The sequence below is a fragment of the Acidovorax sp. BL-A-41-H1 genome, assembly GCF_051942715.1.
Window position 1 is genome coordinate 198865 of the sequence record NZ_JBPVJQ010000004.1, and the last position, 15570, is coordinate 214434.

Consider the following 15570-nt stretch of genomic DNA (forward strand, 5'->3'; position numbering starts at 1 on the left):
CGCAGGGGCGGTGGCGGGGCCCTGGTATCGCACCGGGCGTCGCAAGGCCTGTCAGGCGGGCGCCACACTGGCGGGGGTTCTGCCGCCCGTGTTGCCCCTCGATGTCGCGAGCAAGGCGGGCAGCGGGTTGGCAGCGGTCGGTATCGCTGTGGTGACGGTTCCGGTGACTGCATCGGAAGCCGACACATGCATCAGCTCGGCCATGGCGCTGGCCGTGCGGTCCCAGGAGGTGCCGGCAATGATCCGGCCTGTTTCTGCAGCCTCGTGCGCCTGCTGGGCGGGCGTGCGCGCCAGGGCTTTTTCGCAGGCGGCGATGAAGGCGTCTGCCGTGTCGGCAATGGCCACGATGCCGCTGTAGGGCGTGACCACATCCCGGATGGGCGTGCTCACCACCGGCTTGCCGGCGGCCAGGTATTCCAGCGTCTTGGTGGGGCTGATGAAGCGCGTGGATTCGTTCAGCGCAAACGGCATGAGGCACACGTCCCAGCCGGCGATCAGGTCGGGCAGGTCGGCATAGTCGCGCTGGCCCAGCCAGTGCAGGTTGGGGCGCTGGGGCAGGCTGGCCGGGTCGATCTTGACGACGGGGCCCACCATCACCACCTGCCAGTCAGCGCGTGCATCGGCCATGGCGGCCACCAGGGGCAGGTCGATGCGCTCGTCGATCACGCCGAAGTAGCCCAGCCGTGGGCCGGGGATGTGGGCCTGCGCGCTGTCGTCCACGTTGCCCGTCGCTGCCCGCGCGTAGTGCGCCGCATCCACACTGCTGGGAAAGCAGTGCACATGCGGGTGTCGGTGGCGCTTGGCTTCGTACAGGCTGTGGCCGCCGGTGAAGACCAGGTCGGCCATCTGAAGCAGTGCCTGTTCGCGCTCGATCATCTGCGCGGGCGCATTGCGAAAGGCCGACAGCTCGTCCATGCAGTCGTACACCACGCCGCCGGGGTGCAGGTCGGCAGCGACCGGCAGTGCCATGGGTGTGTAGAACCATAGCCAGTAGTCGTGAATGCCTTGCTCGCGCAGGTAGCCTTTGAGCATGTGGCGCAGGGCGGGCACATGGTCGTCATGGAACCCCGGCGCATGCCCTGGCAAGTGGGGACGCAGCACTTCCACGCCCTCGCAGGGGTGCATGCGCTCCAGCACGGGGCGGGTGGCATTCAGGATGGGTTCCTCCACAAAGATGACCGGCTGGTGCTTGGCCAGCCTGGAAAGCAGCTGCTGCGGACGCTGGTAGACAAAGTCCCAGCGAAGATGTGAAAACACGATGAGAGTGGTCATGGCGGTGGTCCTGGTGGTGGGATGTGGGAAATGGGGTGGTAATGCGGCCGGGGCTGGCAGAACCTGCATCCAGTGGCGCAGCCGGTGGGCCAGGGGCGTATGCAAAACGCGCGTGGGCGGCTGCTGTGTGCCATCCGGGGCCTGCGGCGCTTGCGTGAGGTCCCACAGGCCGCTACGGTGCCAATGGGCGGGTTCTTCCCAGTCGGGCCGGTCGATCAATGGGTACAGGCAGATACCTTCCAGCGGCACGCCGCGAGCCAGGCAGCGCTGCGTTGCGCGGGCCACGTCATCCAGCCATAAAGCGCGGCCAGCACCCACATGCCCGGTTTCAGAAATGATCAGGGGCCGTCCATAGCGCTCCCAGGCGTTGGCCAGCAGGTCTTCCAGCGGACGGCGCCGCGGGTCGGCGGTATGCCAGGGCAGGGGCTCCTGCGTGGGGTGCAGCCACTGATTGCCGTGGTAGTAGTTCACGCCCACGATGTCGAGGTAGCGCGCTTTGCCCCCCAGCCCGGGTTCGAGGTCGCCGCGCAGCATGTCCCAGGCCTGGAACTGCGCCAGGCGCACTGCGTCAGCCTCGGCGCAAAGGGCGGGGTCTTCGGGTGTGGCTGGCGCCACATGGATCAGCGGGTCGGTGTGCAACATGCGCGCCTGCGGCTCGGTGGCCCAGAGCGCATCGCACCCCCGCAGCACGGCGCCCACCAGATGGCACTTGATGTCGTAGGCGCGCGCAGGGGAGTGCGGTACGTACGGATGCATGAGATGCGTGCAGCCCGCAGCCCAGCTCAGAAACGAGATTTCGTTGACCGGCTGGTACACCGTGGGCCGGTCGGTGCTTCCGCTCAGCACGCGCGCGACAGCATTGCAAAAATCGGCAAAAGCTTCGGCAAGGTTTTCCGATTCGAAACCGAGGCCCTCGGGAAGGCCGTAGTGGTGGAGTGTCCAGATGACCTGGATGCCGTGGCGCTGCGCCACCTCGGCAATGCGGCGCACATGGCGCAGGTCGGTCTGGCCGCATCGGGTGGTGGACAGCCGCCACCCGATGCTTTCGCGCACGGTGCGGATGCCGACGGCCGCTAGCCGCGCGTAGTCGGCATCCAGCGCGCCGGGCGACCAGTGGCCGTTGCTGTGGTTCAGGTGCAGCGGCGTACCGTGGCTGTTGATGTGGTCAGAGCCTTCGAATCCGCCCATCCAGAAGGACTGAAAAATGCCCCCGGCCTGGGCGTGCGGATCGTGCCTGTGCCGCGCGGCTACGGAGTCAGGTGCGAAGGAAGGTGGCATGCGGCAGGATGTGGAGACGGAGGCGTTGTCTCTCATCCATGGCAATCGGCATGCCCGACCGTCGCCGCCCGGCCCTTGGTGGGCCGTGTCGGACTTTCCTGCCTACCCCAGCCGCTGAAACGTCAGCCTGAACTCCACACCATCGCCCGTGTTGCGCGCATGGACGGTGCCACCCATCTTGGTCATGTAGGTGCGCGCTACAAAAAGCCCCTGACCGCGGTGGCTGGCCTGGCCGTCGGCTGGCGCGCTGCCCGGGTCCGATACCCCCAGCTCGAAGATCTGATCGAGCAGCGCCGGCTCGATGGTGGAACCGAGGTTGTGGATGGTGGCGCAAGCAGTGGACTCCGACGCGGTGAGGCCCAGCGTGATCGGGGTGCCTGCGGGGCGATACCGGTCGGCGTTGCGCAGGATGTGGGTGACCACGTCCTCCAGCGCGAATTCGTCGGCGCGCACGATGACCGCCGATGCGGTACCGCTGTACACCACATCGGCGATGCCAGCGAAATGCGCGTTGCCTGCCACGTGGCGCAAAAAGTCGTTCAGGTCCAACCGGCCCTGGGGCATATCTGCCGCCTGCAGGGCCTCGGCTGGTGACGCCGTGCCATACAGCACATGTACCGCCTGCTGCATGCGCTGCACATAGCGGTGGCCGGGGTCGTCCGGTCCGTGCAGCACCATCAGCGACTGCAGGGGCGACATGATCTCGTGGCCCACCGCGTGCCACATGTCGCGTTCCTGCCCGGCGCGTAGTTGCTCGCGGTGCATATCGTCCTTCACGCGCTGCAGCAGGTCGGCCAGGCCGCCCGCCAGAATGCCAAGCTCGTCCGAACCCCGCAGGTCCGATACGTCCAGGTCGCCCAGGCGCGGGCCGGTGTGCCCGGGCTGCACGTTGTACGACACGGCCGCGGCTCGCCGCGTCAGTGCTGTCACGCGGCGGATCAGCCCCACCTCGATCACCAGCCACGCCAGCCCGATGGCCCCGAGCATGGCCCCCAGGTACCACGACAGGCGCGTAGCCACCGCGGCCAGCCCCAGCTCCACGCCGCGCAGGTGGCCGGTGAAAGCCACGGTGTAGGTGCCGGTTGGCGTTTCCAGCAGCTCCTGCCTGGTCGGCGCCGGCGCAGGGGTGGCAGCCGGGCCCACGCCCGCGGCCTCCAGCGGCAGCCAGCGGATGAGGCGCAGCAGCCAGGGGGCTGAAGGCTCGGCCTGCACCTCCAGGCCCTTCAGGGTGACGGGGCCGGTACCGCCACCGCCAACCTTGTCGACCTGCACACGCTCCCCCGGCAGCAGGCTGCGCGAGAGGTCTGCCAGCGACGACGCCAGCTGGGCACCGGGCGCATTGCTGTCAAACAGGGGCTTTGCTTCTTCGCCAGGCGGCAGCATTTCCACACGCAGCCGCATGCTGGCCAGGTCGGCCGGTGGCCAGACGATGCGCTCGTCCCTGCGGAACAGCGCCTCCCGGAAAAGCTCCACGGGCAGGCGGATCGAGTAGTGGGTGCGGCGCTGGCACGTCGCGGCAGCGGCTGTTTCGCCTGCCGTATTGCTGCCAGCCATCGCGGGCGGCACATCGCGGCAGGGGCCGCTCTGCCAGAGCCATCCGCGGAAGTCGCGCACGGGCCGCGCACGCGCGTCCAGCTCTGGCGTGCCGTTGTCGACAAAGCCCGTGAGCCTGCCCCGCACGCCTGCGCTGCCCGCAGGGGGCAGCGCTTCGTAAGGGGCAATCCAGCGGTAGCTGGTGCCGCGCATGTCCAGCGCAATGCGTGCACGGTGCGCGTCTGACGGCACCAGCGCGCCGCGTTCGCGGGGCGTCAGTTCGCCAGCGTAGAAGCTCCCCACCAGGTAGATGAAGCCGCCAGCGTACGGGTTGTTGCCGATCGCGGCGCATACCGAAGCACCATCCAGATACCGCACCGAGCAACCCGCCATCTCCACCGCCTGCTGGGACTTTTGCGGGTCGTCGAAATCAATCGCAGCAAAGGGCAGCAGCAGCGGCGCCAGCGGCGTCACGGCCTGCTCCAGGTGCCCGGCGTTGAGGAGCGCGAGCTGGCCGGATGGGTGGCGCAGCCGTGCCATCACTTCTGCCTGGCTGCGTGCAAAGCCATGCTGATACGCCTGCCACGCGCGGTCTTTCTCGTCCTTGAGCACCACCACGGCCAACGCCACGGTAGCCAGGGCCAGCAGCACGAAAACCCCGCGCACCAGAATGCGCAGGCGGAACGCGGGCAGGCCCAGCCGGGGGATGTCGAGTGCCGGGGGGAGCAGGCGTTTCATTGGGGCAGTACGTGGTGCAAGCGCGTCACACAGACCGTTCGAATCGGGCGCGCGAGCCCACTCAAACGCGTGGTCATCGGCCTGTCCACCGAAAACCGCGCATGGGCACGTTCTCGATGCCTTCGAATCCCGGGTCTACCTCGCGCAGCGCTTCCCGGATGGTGCTCACGTGCTTGCGAACGTTGTCGCGGTTGCGTCCGCTTTTGACCACTTCGAACAGGTCATCGTACGAAACCACTTCGCCGCTGCGCTGGTGCAGTGTCGCCAGGATGCGCTGGGCCGTCAGCGGCAGGTTGATGCGCTCGCCGCGCCAGGTGGGCGTGCGCTGCCACAGCGGGTCCAGCACCAGGGCATCGCCGGGCGCTGGTGCAGCCGATGGAGCGGCAGCCGGCGCCGCACGCTGCGTGGTGCGCAGGATGTCGAGAAAGGTCTCGATGAAATCAGCCTCTTCAAACGTGGTTTTCTGCAGGTAGTCCCACGCATCGAGCGCCTTCATGATGCTGCGGTAGATGGCCGCTGGCATGGCCGACACCACCAGCACCGGCGTGCCATGCCCGAGCTTGTTGATCGCGTTGATCAGCGCGACGCCCGCGTGGCGTTCGCGGCCCAGTTCGATGTCCAGCACCACGGCGTCATAGCGCTCGCGTGCCAGGGCGGCCTCGGCCTCGTCACGCGTGAACCACTGGTCGATGACGATGCCGCTTTTGGCGCTGCGTATCCACCCGGCCAGCTGGTTGCTGGTGGGCAGGTCATCTTCGATCACGGCGATGCGGGTCATGGGCAGCGGGGCAGTGGTGTGGGTCGCTGGATTATCCCGGTCACCCATCCGGTGCGGTGTGAGTTTTTCTTCCGCTGCCGGAAGGCTTGCCCCGTGGTGTGACGGGAGTGGGTGTGGCGCTGCGTTGTTGCTTCCGCGGCGGATTCGAACAATCGGTCCTCAATGAGCCACCCAAGGCGGCGGCTCAGAAACCGACAACAACACCAAACCCAACCGAGAGAGAACCACACCATGAAAGCCACCTGGAACCGCATCGTGAAGACCCTGAAGGGCCGCTCTTCCAGTCCTTTGCCGCAAGCGGATGCAGAGCCCGTGCCGGACGCAGGGCTACAGGACGGTATGCGAGCCGAAGTGCGCGATACCCAAGCCTGCGGTATCGAAGCGCCGCCGCGCCTGAACTGGGCTTACCTGCTGCCCACCGCATCCACCGTGCGCTGGCTGGTGGCCGGTACCGTGGTGGCTGCTGCAGGCCTGATGGTGTATCGCAACCCGCCCGTGCAGCACCTGGCGCAAGGCGATCTGGGCGTGCGGCTGAACCAGTTCACCGGTGCGGTGAGCCTGTGGCGCGATGGCAGCGTGTGGGTGGTGCCCGGCCTGCACACGATGCGGCTGTTCTCCCTGCGTGACCAGAGCTACCGACCAGAGGCCATGCGCCAGGCCACAGGCAGCGCGCCACTGCAGTCGGTGGAAGGCCTCTCGCTGGGGCTGGACCTGAGCGTGCGCTATGCCCTCGACCCCGCCTCGCCCGCCGTCAAGGCTGGCAACCTGCCCGACAATGTGGCCGGAGACATCGTGGAGCCCGCTGTGCAGGGCCTGGTTTACAAGGTGTTTGCCCGCTATACGGTGCGCGAGATCTTCTCGTCCAGGCGTGCCGAGATTGCCCAGATCATCGAGACCGAATTGCGTGCCCGCCTGGCGGCCGATGGCGTCACCCTGCGCAGCCTCCAGATTGGCAAGGTGGACCTGCCCGCTGAATACCGCCGGGGCATGGACAGCCTGCTGGCCGAAGAGCTGGCGTCCGAGAAGATGCGTTACACGCTGGATCTCAAGGACAAGCGCGTGAAGGAGACGGAGCTCGATGCCAGCGCTGACAAGGTGCGCCGCGAGGTGGCTGCCGAGGCCGCGGCCCGCGAGCAGGTGATTGCCGCCAAGGCGCAGGAGGAAGCCATGAAGCACGTGCTGCCCTTCAAGCAGCGCCAGATCGAGCAGCGCCAGCTGGAGGCCGAAGCGGAGAAGGTCTCGCGTATCAAGGCTGCCGAGGGCAACGCCCAGGCCCGCCGCATCGAAGCCAACGGCGAAGCCGATGCCCGCCAGAAGCTGGCCGAGGCCGAGGCCTACCGCATGGACCGCATCGGCAAGGTCAACGCCGAGCAGATGGCGCGCGAAGGCGCGCTGGTGACAAAACACCCCCTGCTCATCCAGAAGACGCTGGCCGACAAGCTCTCGGACAAGATCCAGGTCATCATCGCGCCGCCGCCGACCAACGGCGACTTCATTGGTGCCGCACTGCTGGGCGGCAACCGCCATGCCGGTGCTGCGCCAGCCGCGGCCATGACCGATGACAGCGCTGCAGCCACGACCTCGGAGCAGTGAACATGGACACCACTGTTGCAACCCTGGTGCTCGCTGTGGCGAGCGCAGCCCTCACGGTGGCTGCCGAAGCCGCGCCCCTTCCTCCGGCGGCCAGCCTCGGAAGTGCCATCGTCGTGCAGCACCAGGCCAGCCTGCGTGCTGCCCCGCGCGACGGCGCCCAGCAGCAGGCCAGCCTGTGGCAGGGCGAGGTGCTGGAAGTGCGGGGCGAGCGCCTGGACTACCTGCAGGTGTGGGACCACAAGCGCGAGCGCGGCGGTTTTATCCGCGCAGCGGATGTGCGTCGTGTGGCACTTATGGAAGCCGAGGCGCCCGCGCTGCTGGCCGTGATGCGCTTTGTGCAGGAGACGCCCGGTGCCGAGGCGCTGGGCATCGGCCTTGCGGCCGCATACCTGCAGTCGGCCCCTGCAAAGGTGCTCGCGGGCGAGGAGGGCGCGCAGGCTTTCGATGCGCTGGGCACCTTTGCCGACCGGCTGGCGCGCCGTGCCTCGGTAGCGGTGCCCGGCAAGGCCTCGGGCGCCACGCTGTCGGCCCATCTGGATGTGGCCAGCGGCTATGGCGTGCGCTTTGCCACATACGAAGCCGAGGGCCGCATGCAGGTTTGCTACGAGGGCGAGGCCTTTCGCCGCCTGCTGGCCATGCCGGTGGCCGATGCCGGGCAGCGCGCCCGCGCCGCCCTGGCGCTCACCCGCCCCGAGTGCATCAACCCCGACCTGCCTGCCCACGAACGCGCCAAGGTCATCACCTGGCAGGCCGACGTGCTGGAGCGGGTGGACGTGGCAGGCCTGCCCGGTTACCTGCGCAACCGTGTACAGATGCGCCGCGCCAGCGTGTGGGGTGCCATGGCCTTCCAGCAGGCCCGCAAGAGCGCATCCGACCCCGCCGTGGCCGCTGCCGCCGCGCGAGCCCTGACGGAGTTCAGTGGCGTGAGCAAGGCCGACCTGCCGGATGAAGACCAGAGCGCCTACAACGACGCCGCCATGCGCGTGAGCGCCGTGCGCTGGGCTTTGGTTCCGGCAGCGCCAGCGGCGTCGATAGCAGGGGCGCGCCCCACGGTGCTGACCGAGCCCGGCGCACCGGGTGAAACCTGTGTACTGTTGGTGGATGCCCAGCACGGCGCCAGCGCGCCGCTGCTGCGCCGCTGCAGCTATGGCGTGGTGTGGGCGGCATCGGCCACCACCAACCGCGAAGGCTCGGCCGTGGCGCTGGCGGTGCAGCCGCTGGAAGGCTGGCGCGAGCTGTGGGTGCTGCGCAAGACGGCGGGCGGCTGGCTGGCCGATGTGTTGCCACCCGCCGCCGCCACGCCCGAAACCGGTGTGGCCGAGTGGGCTGGCTGGGTGCCTGGCGGGCAGCAGATGCTGGTGGCCCGCGAAGCCCGGGGCCAGGGCCGCTACCGCAAGAGCTTTGAGGTGGTGCGGCTGGAGGGCCTGGCCACCGAGCGGGTCACGGGCGATGTGGCGGCGCTGCCCCTGTTCCAGCGCTGGCAGGACCCGGCGTGGAAGCGGCAGACGCTGAGCCTGCGCTGAAGGAACATCGCTCGGGTTGGACCATGGCCGTGCGTGCGCGCGGCTACACTCGGCCGCCTTTTCTACGCAGCATTTCTCAGAGCCCCGACATGACAACATCCACCGAACTGACCTCCCTGCTGTCCCGTGTGGATGCCGTCATCGTGGACCTGGACGGCACCATGGTCGACACCATGGGTGACTTCAGCGCGGCCCTCAACCGCATGCTGGGTGAACTGGCGCTGCCCGGCATTGCCGCGGCAGAGGTCGAGCGCATGGTCGGCAAAGGGTCCGAGCACCTGATCAGATCCGTGCTCAATCACGTCTTGGTGCATGAATCCATTGCCGATATTGCTATCAAAACAGAAGCATTGTTCCCGGCGGCCTGGGCCAGCTACCAGCGCCACTATCTGGATATCAACGGCAGCTGCTCGGCGGTGTACCCCGGGGTGGTGCAGGGGCTGGATGCCTTGCGGGGTGCCGGCCTGCCGCTGGCGTGCCTGACCAACAAGCCCGTGGCGTTCGCGCTGCCGCTGTTGCAGGCCAAGGGGCTTGATGGCTATTTCAGCCAGGTGTTCGGTGGCGACAGCTTCGAGCGCAAGAAGCCCGACCCGCTGCCGCTCGTGCGCACCTGCGAGGCGCTGGGCACCGCACCTGCACGCACGCTGATGCTGGGCGACTCCAGCAACGACGCCCAGGCCGCCCGGGCCGCTGGCTGCCCCGTGGTGCTGGTCACCTACGGGTACAACCACGGGCAGCCCGTGCGTGGGGTCGACGCCGATGGATTCGTCGATTCGCTGGCAGAGTTGGCAGAGCTGGTGGCGTTACCGCGCCAGTAGGCGGGGCGCACCGGTACTGCCGCTGCGCGCATTGCCCAGCGAGGGCGTGTTGCGGGCTGACGGGCTCGCGCCGGCCATCGCATTGCTGCCGGTGGCCAGGCGAAACACCGCCACCGCCTCGACCAGTTGGGCGGCCTGCGATTTCAGGCTGTCGGCCGCGGCCGCGCTCTCTTCCACCAGGGCAGCGTTCTGCTGCGTGGTCTGGTCCATGTGGGTGATGGCCTCGGCCACCTGCGCCACACCCTGACTCTGCTCGCCGCTGGCGGCGCTGATCTCGCCCATGATGTCCGTCACGCGGCGGATCGAGCTCACCACTTCGCTCATGGTGACGCCGGCCTTGTCCACCAGCTGAGTGCCGCGCTCCACGCGCTCCACGCTGGCCATGATGAGACTCTTGATCTCCTTGGCGGCTTCGGCGCTGCGGCCGGCCAGGCTGCGCACTTCGCTGGCCACCACCGCAAAGCCACGGCCCTGCTCGCCCGCACGGGCGGCCTCCACGGCAGCGTTCAGCGCCAGGATGTTGGTCTGGAAGGCAATGCCGTCAATCACGCTGATGATGTCGGCAATCTTGTTGCTGCTGGCGTTGATGCCCTTCATGGTCTCGACCACCTCGGCCACCACATCGCCGCCCTGCACCGCAACGCTGGACGCTGTCATGGCCAGCTGGTTGGCCGTGCGCGCGTTGTCGGCGTTCAGGCGCACGGTAGAGCCCAGTTCCTCCATGGATGCGGCGGTTTCTTCCAGTGCGCCAGCCTGCTGTTCGGTACGGGCCGACAGGTCGTTGTTGCCCGAGGCAATCTCGGCGCTGGCGGCGGCCACGCCTTCGGCCCCCAGGCGCACGTTGCCCACGATGTTGGCCAGGCGCTGCTGCATGGCGGCCAGGGCCTGCAGCAATTGTGCGGCCTCGTCGGTACCCTGCACCGCAATCGGGTGGGTCAGGTCACCGTCGGCAATGCGTTCTGCAGCCTGCTTGCCCTGCAGCACCGGCTGCACGATGGAGCGTGTCACCATCCACGCCAGCAGCGCCCCCAGTGCCACCGCCACCAGCGTCGCAATGCCCAGCAGCATCCGGCTGCCCTGGGCCAGCGACGAGGCTTCCTGCTGGCCCTGCGCCAGCTGCGCGGCCATGGTGCCCCGCAGCACATCCAGAGACTGCAGGTACTGGTCGGCCAATGGGCGCAGGTCCTTGTCCACCATGGTCGGCACATTGGGTTCGCCGCCGCGGTGCAACTCGCGGATCTCGGCCACCTTGTCGTCGTAGGCCTTGCTGGCCTGCGCGATGGCGGCCAGCTGGCTGCGGGCCTTGTCGCTTTGCACCAGGGCCTCGATGCGCTTCACCTTCTCCTGTGTCTTCTTGGCTGTGGCCTGTGTGTCGGTGGTAAGTTTTTCCATGTAGGCCGGATCGATGGCCTTGAGGAAGGCTTCGGTACGCACCCAGTTCAGACGGATGTCCGACGCCCAGTCTTCCACCAGCGTCTGCTGCTCAATCTCCTGCGTCGCCACGCGCTCGCTTGCGGCCTGCAGGTTGCCAATGCGCCATATCCCGGTGATGGCGATCAACACGGTGATGAGCAGGATGATGACAAAGGAAATGCCGAGGCGCAGGCCCACGGAAAGGCGGCTGATATGCATGGTGTGAAGCGCGGTAAGCGGTCTGGGAAGCGGTTACAAAAACGAGGGAGCAGACGGCTCGCTTGGCTGCGCGGATAACGCATTCAATGCCGTGGCAACTGTGCAGCGGTGCTGGCACAGTGCCTTTTCGGAAGCTTAGGGTGGGCAGGTGCCGCAGGCTGTCCGTGCGGCGACAGCAGCGCCCGGCGCTGGTCGCCGGGCACGGTCGCAGGCGGGGCAACGCTCAGGCCGGCTTGCCCAGCATGGCGTCCTTAAGCTTCCAGTCGGCGGGCGCGTTGCCCAGCCAGATCCCCAGCAGCGCGTTGAAAAACTCGGGTTCCTTGAAGGGCTCGCCCTGCGGCTTGCCCTTGACGGTGATGATGGTGCCGGTGCCGGGCACCCAGTCAATCATGAACTGATCGCCTGCGGCCAGTTTCTTGTGGTCCGAGAAGATCTGGCTCATCCGCAGCACGCCCGGGATGAGTTTGGAGAATGCTGCCCGGTCCATGTTGTCCTCCATGCCGCGCGAAAACAGCTTGCCCAGCTCGGTCGAATCGATCTCGCGCAGCATGGTGATGCTGAGGCGCTTGGGTCCCCTGAGCGCCATCACCTCGGCGGTGGTGCCGGCTTTCTTTTCCAGGTACAGCCCGGCGGTGTAGACCTTGAACACCGCCTTGTAGCGCACGCCCGCGCCGTTGAGCTGCAGGGTGGAGTCAGCCACCTGCAGGGTTTCGGCGTACTTCACATCCGCCACGGTCATGGGTTGCGCCAGGGCCCCGGTGGCCAGCAGGCAGGCACCGGCCAGCAAGACGCTTCGCTGGATGAGGTTCATTGGAAGGCTCCTGATAAAAAAGAACGGTCGTGCGTTTCTGATTGTTAACTCAACCCGACGTGCTCGCAACAGGGTTTTCGAGGGTTTTGTCCCCACGGAGGGTCCGGGATGTGCGGGACCCGGTCGCGGCTTGCTGCAGATCAAGGGCGCCGGGGTGCGGTTGGTTGACTGCGCGACGCTGGCCCTGCGGTGCCCCGGGCAAGCTTTGCTACACTTTGCCCCCATGTTCATTCACCACGTGTTCATCACAGGTTGCAGCGACCGGGGAGCCTGGCCCTGGCGGTCGCCTGTCGCTTTGAACACCTGATGGCACCGGGGCCGGCAACGCCCCAGCGTGCACCACCCGTGGCCTCCTCCCTCGTTGATGCGGAGAGGCCGATTGAATGGACCGCAGCGCCCCTGATCCACTGCACAGGGATGCGCGTTGCGACAGCTGGGAGCTATCCCCGTGATCACAGAACTTGAATTCAAAAGCCTGGCCGGCGAAGGCTACAACCGCATTCCGCTGATGGCCGAGGCCTTTGCGGACCTGGAAACCCCGCTTTCGCTGTACCTGAAGCTGGCGCACACCAAGGACGGCGGCAAGCACAGCTTCCTGCTGGAATCCGTGGTGGGCGGCGAGCGCTTCGGGCGCTACAGCTTCATCGGTCTTCCCGCACGCACCCTGCTGCGCGCCAGCGGCTTTGGCGCTGCGGCGCGCACCGAGGTCGTCACCGACGGCCAGGTGGTCGAAACCGACGAGGGCAATCCGCTGGACTTCATCGAGGCGTACCAGAAGCGCTTCAAGGTGGCCTTGCGCCCCGGCCTGCCGCGCTTTTGCGGAGGCCTGGCAGGCTACTTCGGCTACGACGCGGTGCGCTACATCGAGAAAAAGCTGGAGGCCACCTGCCCGCCCGACACCCTGGGCTGCCCCGACATCCTGCTGCTGCAGTGCGAGGAACTGGCGGTCATCGACAACCTGTCGGGCAAGCTCTACCTCATCGTCTACGCCGACCCGGCCCAGCCCGAGGCCTACGCGAAAGCCAAGAAGCGCCTGCGCGACCTGAAGGACCAGCTGAAATACTCGGTCAGTGCGCCCGTGGTCAAGGCCACCGAAAGCCACCCCGCCCAGCGCGACTTTGCCAAGGCCGACTACCTGGCCGCCGTAGACCGCGCCAAAGAGCTGATTGCCGCGGGTGACTTCATGCAGGTCCAGGTAGGCCAGCGCATCCACAAGCGCTACACCGAATCGCCGCTGTCGCTGTACCGCGCGCTGCGTTCGCTGAACCCATCGCCGTACATGTACTTCTACGACTTTGGCGACTTCCATGTGGTGGGCGCCAGCCCCGAAATTCTGGTGCGGCAGGAGAAGACCGACGAAGGCACCAAGGTCACCATCCGCCCGCTGGCCGGCACCCGCCCGCGCGGGGCGACGCCCGAGAAGGACAAGGCCACCGAGGTCGAACTCATCAACGACCCCAAGGAACGCGCCGAGCACGTGATGCTGATCGACCTGGCGCGCAACGACATCGGCCGCATCGCCAAGACTGGTACCGTGAAAGTGACCGAAGCGTTTGCGGTGGAGCGCTACAGCCATGTGATGCACATCGTGAGCAATGTGGAAGGCATCCTGCACGACGGCATGACCAGCATGGACGTGCTCAAGGCCACCTTCCCCGCGGGCACGCTGACGGGCGCGCCCAAGGTGCATGCGATGGAGCTCATCGACCAGCTAGAACCCACCAAACGCGGCTTGTACGGCGGCGCCTGTGGCTACCTGAGCTACGCGGGCGACATGGATGTGGCCATTGCCATCCGCACCGGCATCATCAAGAACGGCACGCTCTATGTGCAGGCGGCTGCCGGTGTGGTGGCCGATTCGGTGCCCGAGCTGGAGTGGAAGGAAACCGAACACAAGGCCCGCGCCCTGCTGCGCGCCGCCGAGCTGGTGGAGGAGGGCCTGGAATGACGGACCACCGCACCCCCGCCATCGACCTCGTGCAGCCCTGCACCACCATGGCCGATGTGCGCCGCCACATCGATGCGCTGGACGACATCCTCGTGCCGCTGCTGGTGCAGCGCACCGGCTACATGACGCAGGCCGCGCGCATCAAGCCCAGCCCATCGCTGGTGCGCGACGAAGCGCGTATCGAAGCCATTGTGCAGCGCGTGCGCGCGGCCGCCGCCGCCCATGGTGGCCAGCCCGATGTGGTCGAAGCCATGTACCGCAGCCTGATGGAGCATTCCATCGCCTATGAACACCGCGAGTTCGCGCGCCTGCGCGCAGGGCAGGCCGATGCCGCCCAGAACCCGCCAGCGGCCCGTGACGCCGCAGGGAGCGCCGCATGAAACTCTTGATGGTCGACAACTACGACAGCTTCACCTACAACATCGTCCAGTACTTCGGCGAGCTGGGCGCCGATGTGGAGGTGTTCCGCAACGACGAGATCACCGTGGCCCAGATCGAGGCGCGCCTGACGGCCGGGCAGCTGGACCGCCTGGTCATTTCGCCCGGCCCCTGCTCGCCGGCCGAGGCGGGCATCTCGGTGGCCGCGATAAAGCACTTTGCGGGCAAGCTGCCCATCCTGGGCGTGTGCCTGGGCCACCAGGCCATCGGCGCAGCCTTTGGCGGCAACATCATCCGCGCGCAGGAGCTGATGCACGGCAAGACCAGCGTCATCACCACCACCCAAAAGGGCGTATTTGCGGGGCTGCCCGAGCAGTTCACCGTCAACCGCTACCACTCGCTGGCCATCGAGCGCGCCACTTGCCCGGATGTGCTGGAGGTGACGGCGTGGACCGATGACGGCGAGATCATGGGTGTGCGCCACAAGACGCTGGCGATTGAAGGCGTGCAGTTCCACCCCGAGAGCATCCTCACCGAACACGGCCACGCCATGCTCAAGAACTTTCTGGAGCTGCGCGCGTGAACTTCATCGACAGCCACCAGCTGGTGATGTTCATCGCCGCAGGCTGGCTGCTGAACCTCACGCCCGGCCCGGATGTGCTCTACATCGTCACCAACGCGCTGCGCTCCGGCACGCGCGCGGGCATCGTGGCGGGGCTGGGCATCACGGCCGGGTGCTTTGTGCACATCTTTGCCGCGGCCGTGGGTGTGGGCGCGTTGCTGGCCACTTCGGCCACGGCGTTCACGGTACTCAAGTGGATCGGCGCGGCGTACCTGATGTGGATGGGTGTGCGCATGCTGCTGGCAAAGCCCGGAGCCGATGGGGGCAACAGTGCAGCGCTGGCGGCTGCGCAGGCGGCCCCTGCGCCGCACACGCCGCTGCGCAAGGTGTTCCTGGGGGGCTTCTGGACCAATGTGCTCAACCCCAAGGTCGCCATCTTCTTCCTGGCCTTTGTGCCGCAGTTCATCGCGCCCGGTGCGGACAACAAGGCGCTGGCCTTTGTGCTGCTGGGCGTGCTGTTCAACATCAACGCCATTCCCGTGAATATGGGCTGGGCGCTGGCCGCGTCGTGGATGGCGCGGCGCGCTGCCGTCATCCAGCGCGGCATGCACTGGCTGGACCGCGTGGCGGGCGCCATGTTCATCGGCTTCGGACTCAAGCTGGCCCTCACAGACCAGCCCACCGTTTAAAAAATCAGGAGACTGTT

Annotated in this window: 12 protein-coding genes; 7 read left to right on the forward strand and 5 right to left on the reverse strand. The window is 67.2% G+C overall.

Translation table 11 applies throughout. The features are described from left to right. Positions 1–51 precede the first annotated feature (51 nt). From ACTPOI_RS09935 to ACTPOI_RS09945, 3 genes are all read right to left on the reverse strand, one after another. On the reverse strand, positions 52–2550 hold the full coding sequence (locus ACTPOI_RS09935; RefSeq protein ID WP_440108463.1) for a family 1 glycosylhydrolase: 2499 nt from the start codon (positions 2548–2550) through the stop codon (positions 52–54). 102 nt (positions 2551–2652) lie between these two features. Next, entirely contained in the window at positions 2653–4821 is a 2169-nt protein-coding gene (locus ACTPOI_RS09940; RefSeq protein ID WP_440108464.1) for a sensor histidine kinase, read from the reverse strand. 73 nt (positions 4822–4894) lie between these two features. Then, positions 4895–5599, reverse strand: coding sequence for a response regulator transcription factor (locus ACTPOI_RS09945; protein WP_440108465.1), 705 nt, complete (start codon positions 5597–5599; stop codon positions 4895–4897). A gap of 231 nt (positions 5600–5830) precedes the next feature. Between ACTPOI_RS09945 and ACTPOI_RS09950 the strand changes: the two genes are divergently transcribed. From ACTPOI_RS09950 to ACTPOI_RS09960, 3 genes are all read left to right on the forward strand, one after another. Beyond that, entirely contained in the window at positions 5831–7192 is a 1362-nt protein-coding gene (locus ACTPOI_RS09950) for an SPFH domain-containing protein (protein WP_440108466.1), read from the forward strand. Positions 7193–7194: 2 nt separating this feature from the next. Next, positions 7195–8715: a hypothetical protein gene (locus ACTPOI_RS09955; RefSeq protein WP_440108467.1), complete on the forward strand. Its 1521-nt coding sequence runs from the start codon at positions 7195–7197 to the stop codon at positions 8713–8715. A gap of 89 nt (positions 8716–8804) precedes the next feature. Further along, positions 8805–9533 carry a phosphoglycolate phosphatase gene (locus ACTPOI_RS09960; protein WP_440108468.1) on the forward strand — a complete coding sequence of 243 codons (729 nt, stop codon included), beginning with the start codon at positions 8805–8807 and terminating at the stop codon, positions 9531–9533. Here the strand turns inward: ACTPOI_RS09960 and ACTPOI_RS09965 are convergent. Continuing rightward, complete coding sequence (locus ACTPOI_RS09965; RefSeq protein WP_440108469.1) at positions 9519–11165, reverse strand: methyl-accepting chemotaxis protein; 1647 nt, start codon at positions 11163–11165, stop codon at positions 9519–9521. The two genes, ACTPOI_RS09960 and ACTPOI_RS09965, sit on opposite strands and share 15 nt — an antisense overlap. Before the next feature lie 223 nt (positions 11166–11388). Then, complete coding sequence (locus ACTPOI_RS09970; RefSeq protein ID WP_440108470.1) at positions 11389–11976, reverse strand: chalcone isomerase family protein; 588 nt, start codon at positions 11974–11976, stop codon at positions 11389–11391. A gap of 448 nt (positions 11977–12424) precedes the next feature. Between ACTPOI_RS09970 and trpE the strand changes: the two genes are divergently transcribed. Genes trpE through ACTPOI_RS09990 form a run of 4 tightly spaced genes read left to right on the forward strand, consistent with a single transcriptional unit; the run spans position 12425 to position 15553 of the window. Then, positions 12425–13924, forward strand: coding sequence for an anthranilate synthase component I (trpE, locus tag ACTPOI_RS09975; RefSeq protein WP_440108471.1), 1500 nt, complete (start codon positions 12425–12427; stop codon positions 13922–13924). Continuing rightward, on the forward strand, positions 13921–14304 hold the full coding sequence (locus ACTPOI_RS09980; RefSeq protein ID WP_440108472.1) for a chorismate mutase: 384 nt from the start codon (positions 13921–13923) through the stop codon (positions 14302–14304). The genes trpE and ACTPOI_RS09980 overlap by 4 nt, the downstream gene beginning before the upstream one ends. Then, positions 14301–14885: an anthranilate synthase component II gene (locus ACTPOI_RS09985; RefSeq protein ID WP_440108473.1), complete on the forward strand. Its 585-nt coding sequence runs from the start codon at positions 14301–14303 to the stop codon at positions 14883–14885. Before ACTPOI_RS09980 ends, ACTPOI_RS09985 begins: the two co-directional genes overlap by 4 nt. A gap of 26 nt (positions 14886–14911) precedes the next feature. Further along, entirely contained in the window at positions 14912–15553 is a 642-nt protein-coding gene (locus ACTPOI_RS09990; protein WP_440108777.1) for a LysE family translocator, read from the forward strand. Positions 15554–15570: the final 17 nt, after the last annotated feature.

Coding starts and splice junctions, on each gene's coding strand:
- ACTPOI_RS09935 (WP_440108463.1), bottom strand. CDS start 2,550: ATGCCACCTTCCTTCGCACCTGACTCCGTAGCCGCGCGGCACAGGCAC.
- ACTPOI_RS09940 (WP_440108464.1), bottom strand. CDS start 4,821: ATGAAACGCCTGCTCCCCCCGGCACTCGACATCCCCCGGCTGGGCCTG.
- ACTPOI_RS09945 (WP_440108465.1), bottom strand. CDS start 5,599: ATGACCCGCATCGCCGTGATCGAAGATGACCTGCCCACCAGCAACCAG.
- ACTPOI_RS09950 (WP_440108466.1), top strand. CDS start 5,831: ATGAAAGCCACCTGGAACCGCATCGTGAAGACCCTGAAGGGCCGCTCT.
- ACTPOI_RS09955 (WP_440108467.1), top strand. CDS start 7,195: ATGGACACCACTGTTGCAACCCTGGTGCTCGCTGTGGCGAGCGCAGCC.
- ACTPOI_RS09960 (WP_440108468.1), top strand. CDS start 8,805: ATGACAACATCCACCGAACTGACCTCCCTGCTGTCCCGTGTGGATGCC.
- ACTPOI_RS09965 (WP_440108469.1), bottom strand. CDS start 11,165: ATGCATATCAGCCGCCTTTCCGTGGGCCTGCGCCTCGGCATTTCCTTT.
- ACTPOI_RS09970 (WP_440108470.1), bottom strand. CDS start 11,976: ATGAACCTCATCCAGCGAAGCGTCTTGCTGGCCGGTGCCTGCCTGCTG.
- ACTPOI_RS09980 (WP_440108472.1), top strand. CDS start 13,921: ATGACGGACCACCGCACCCCCGCCATCGACCTCGTGCAGCCCTGCACC.
- ACTPOI_RS09985 (WP_440108473.1), top strand. CDS start 14,301: ATGAAACTCTTGATGGTCGACAACTACGACAGCTTCACCTACAACATC.
- ACTPOI_RS09990 (WP_440108777.1), top strand. CDS start 14,912: ATGTTCATCGCCGCAGGCTGGCTGCTGAACCTCACGCCCGGCCCGGAT.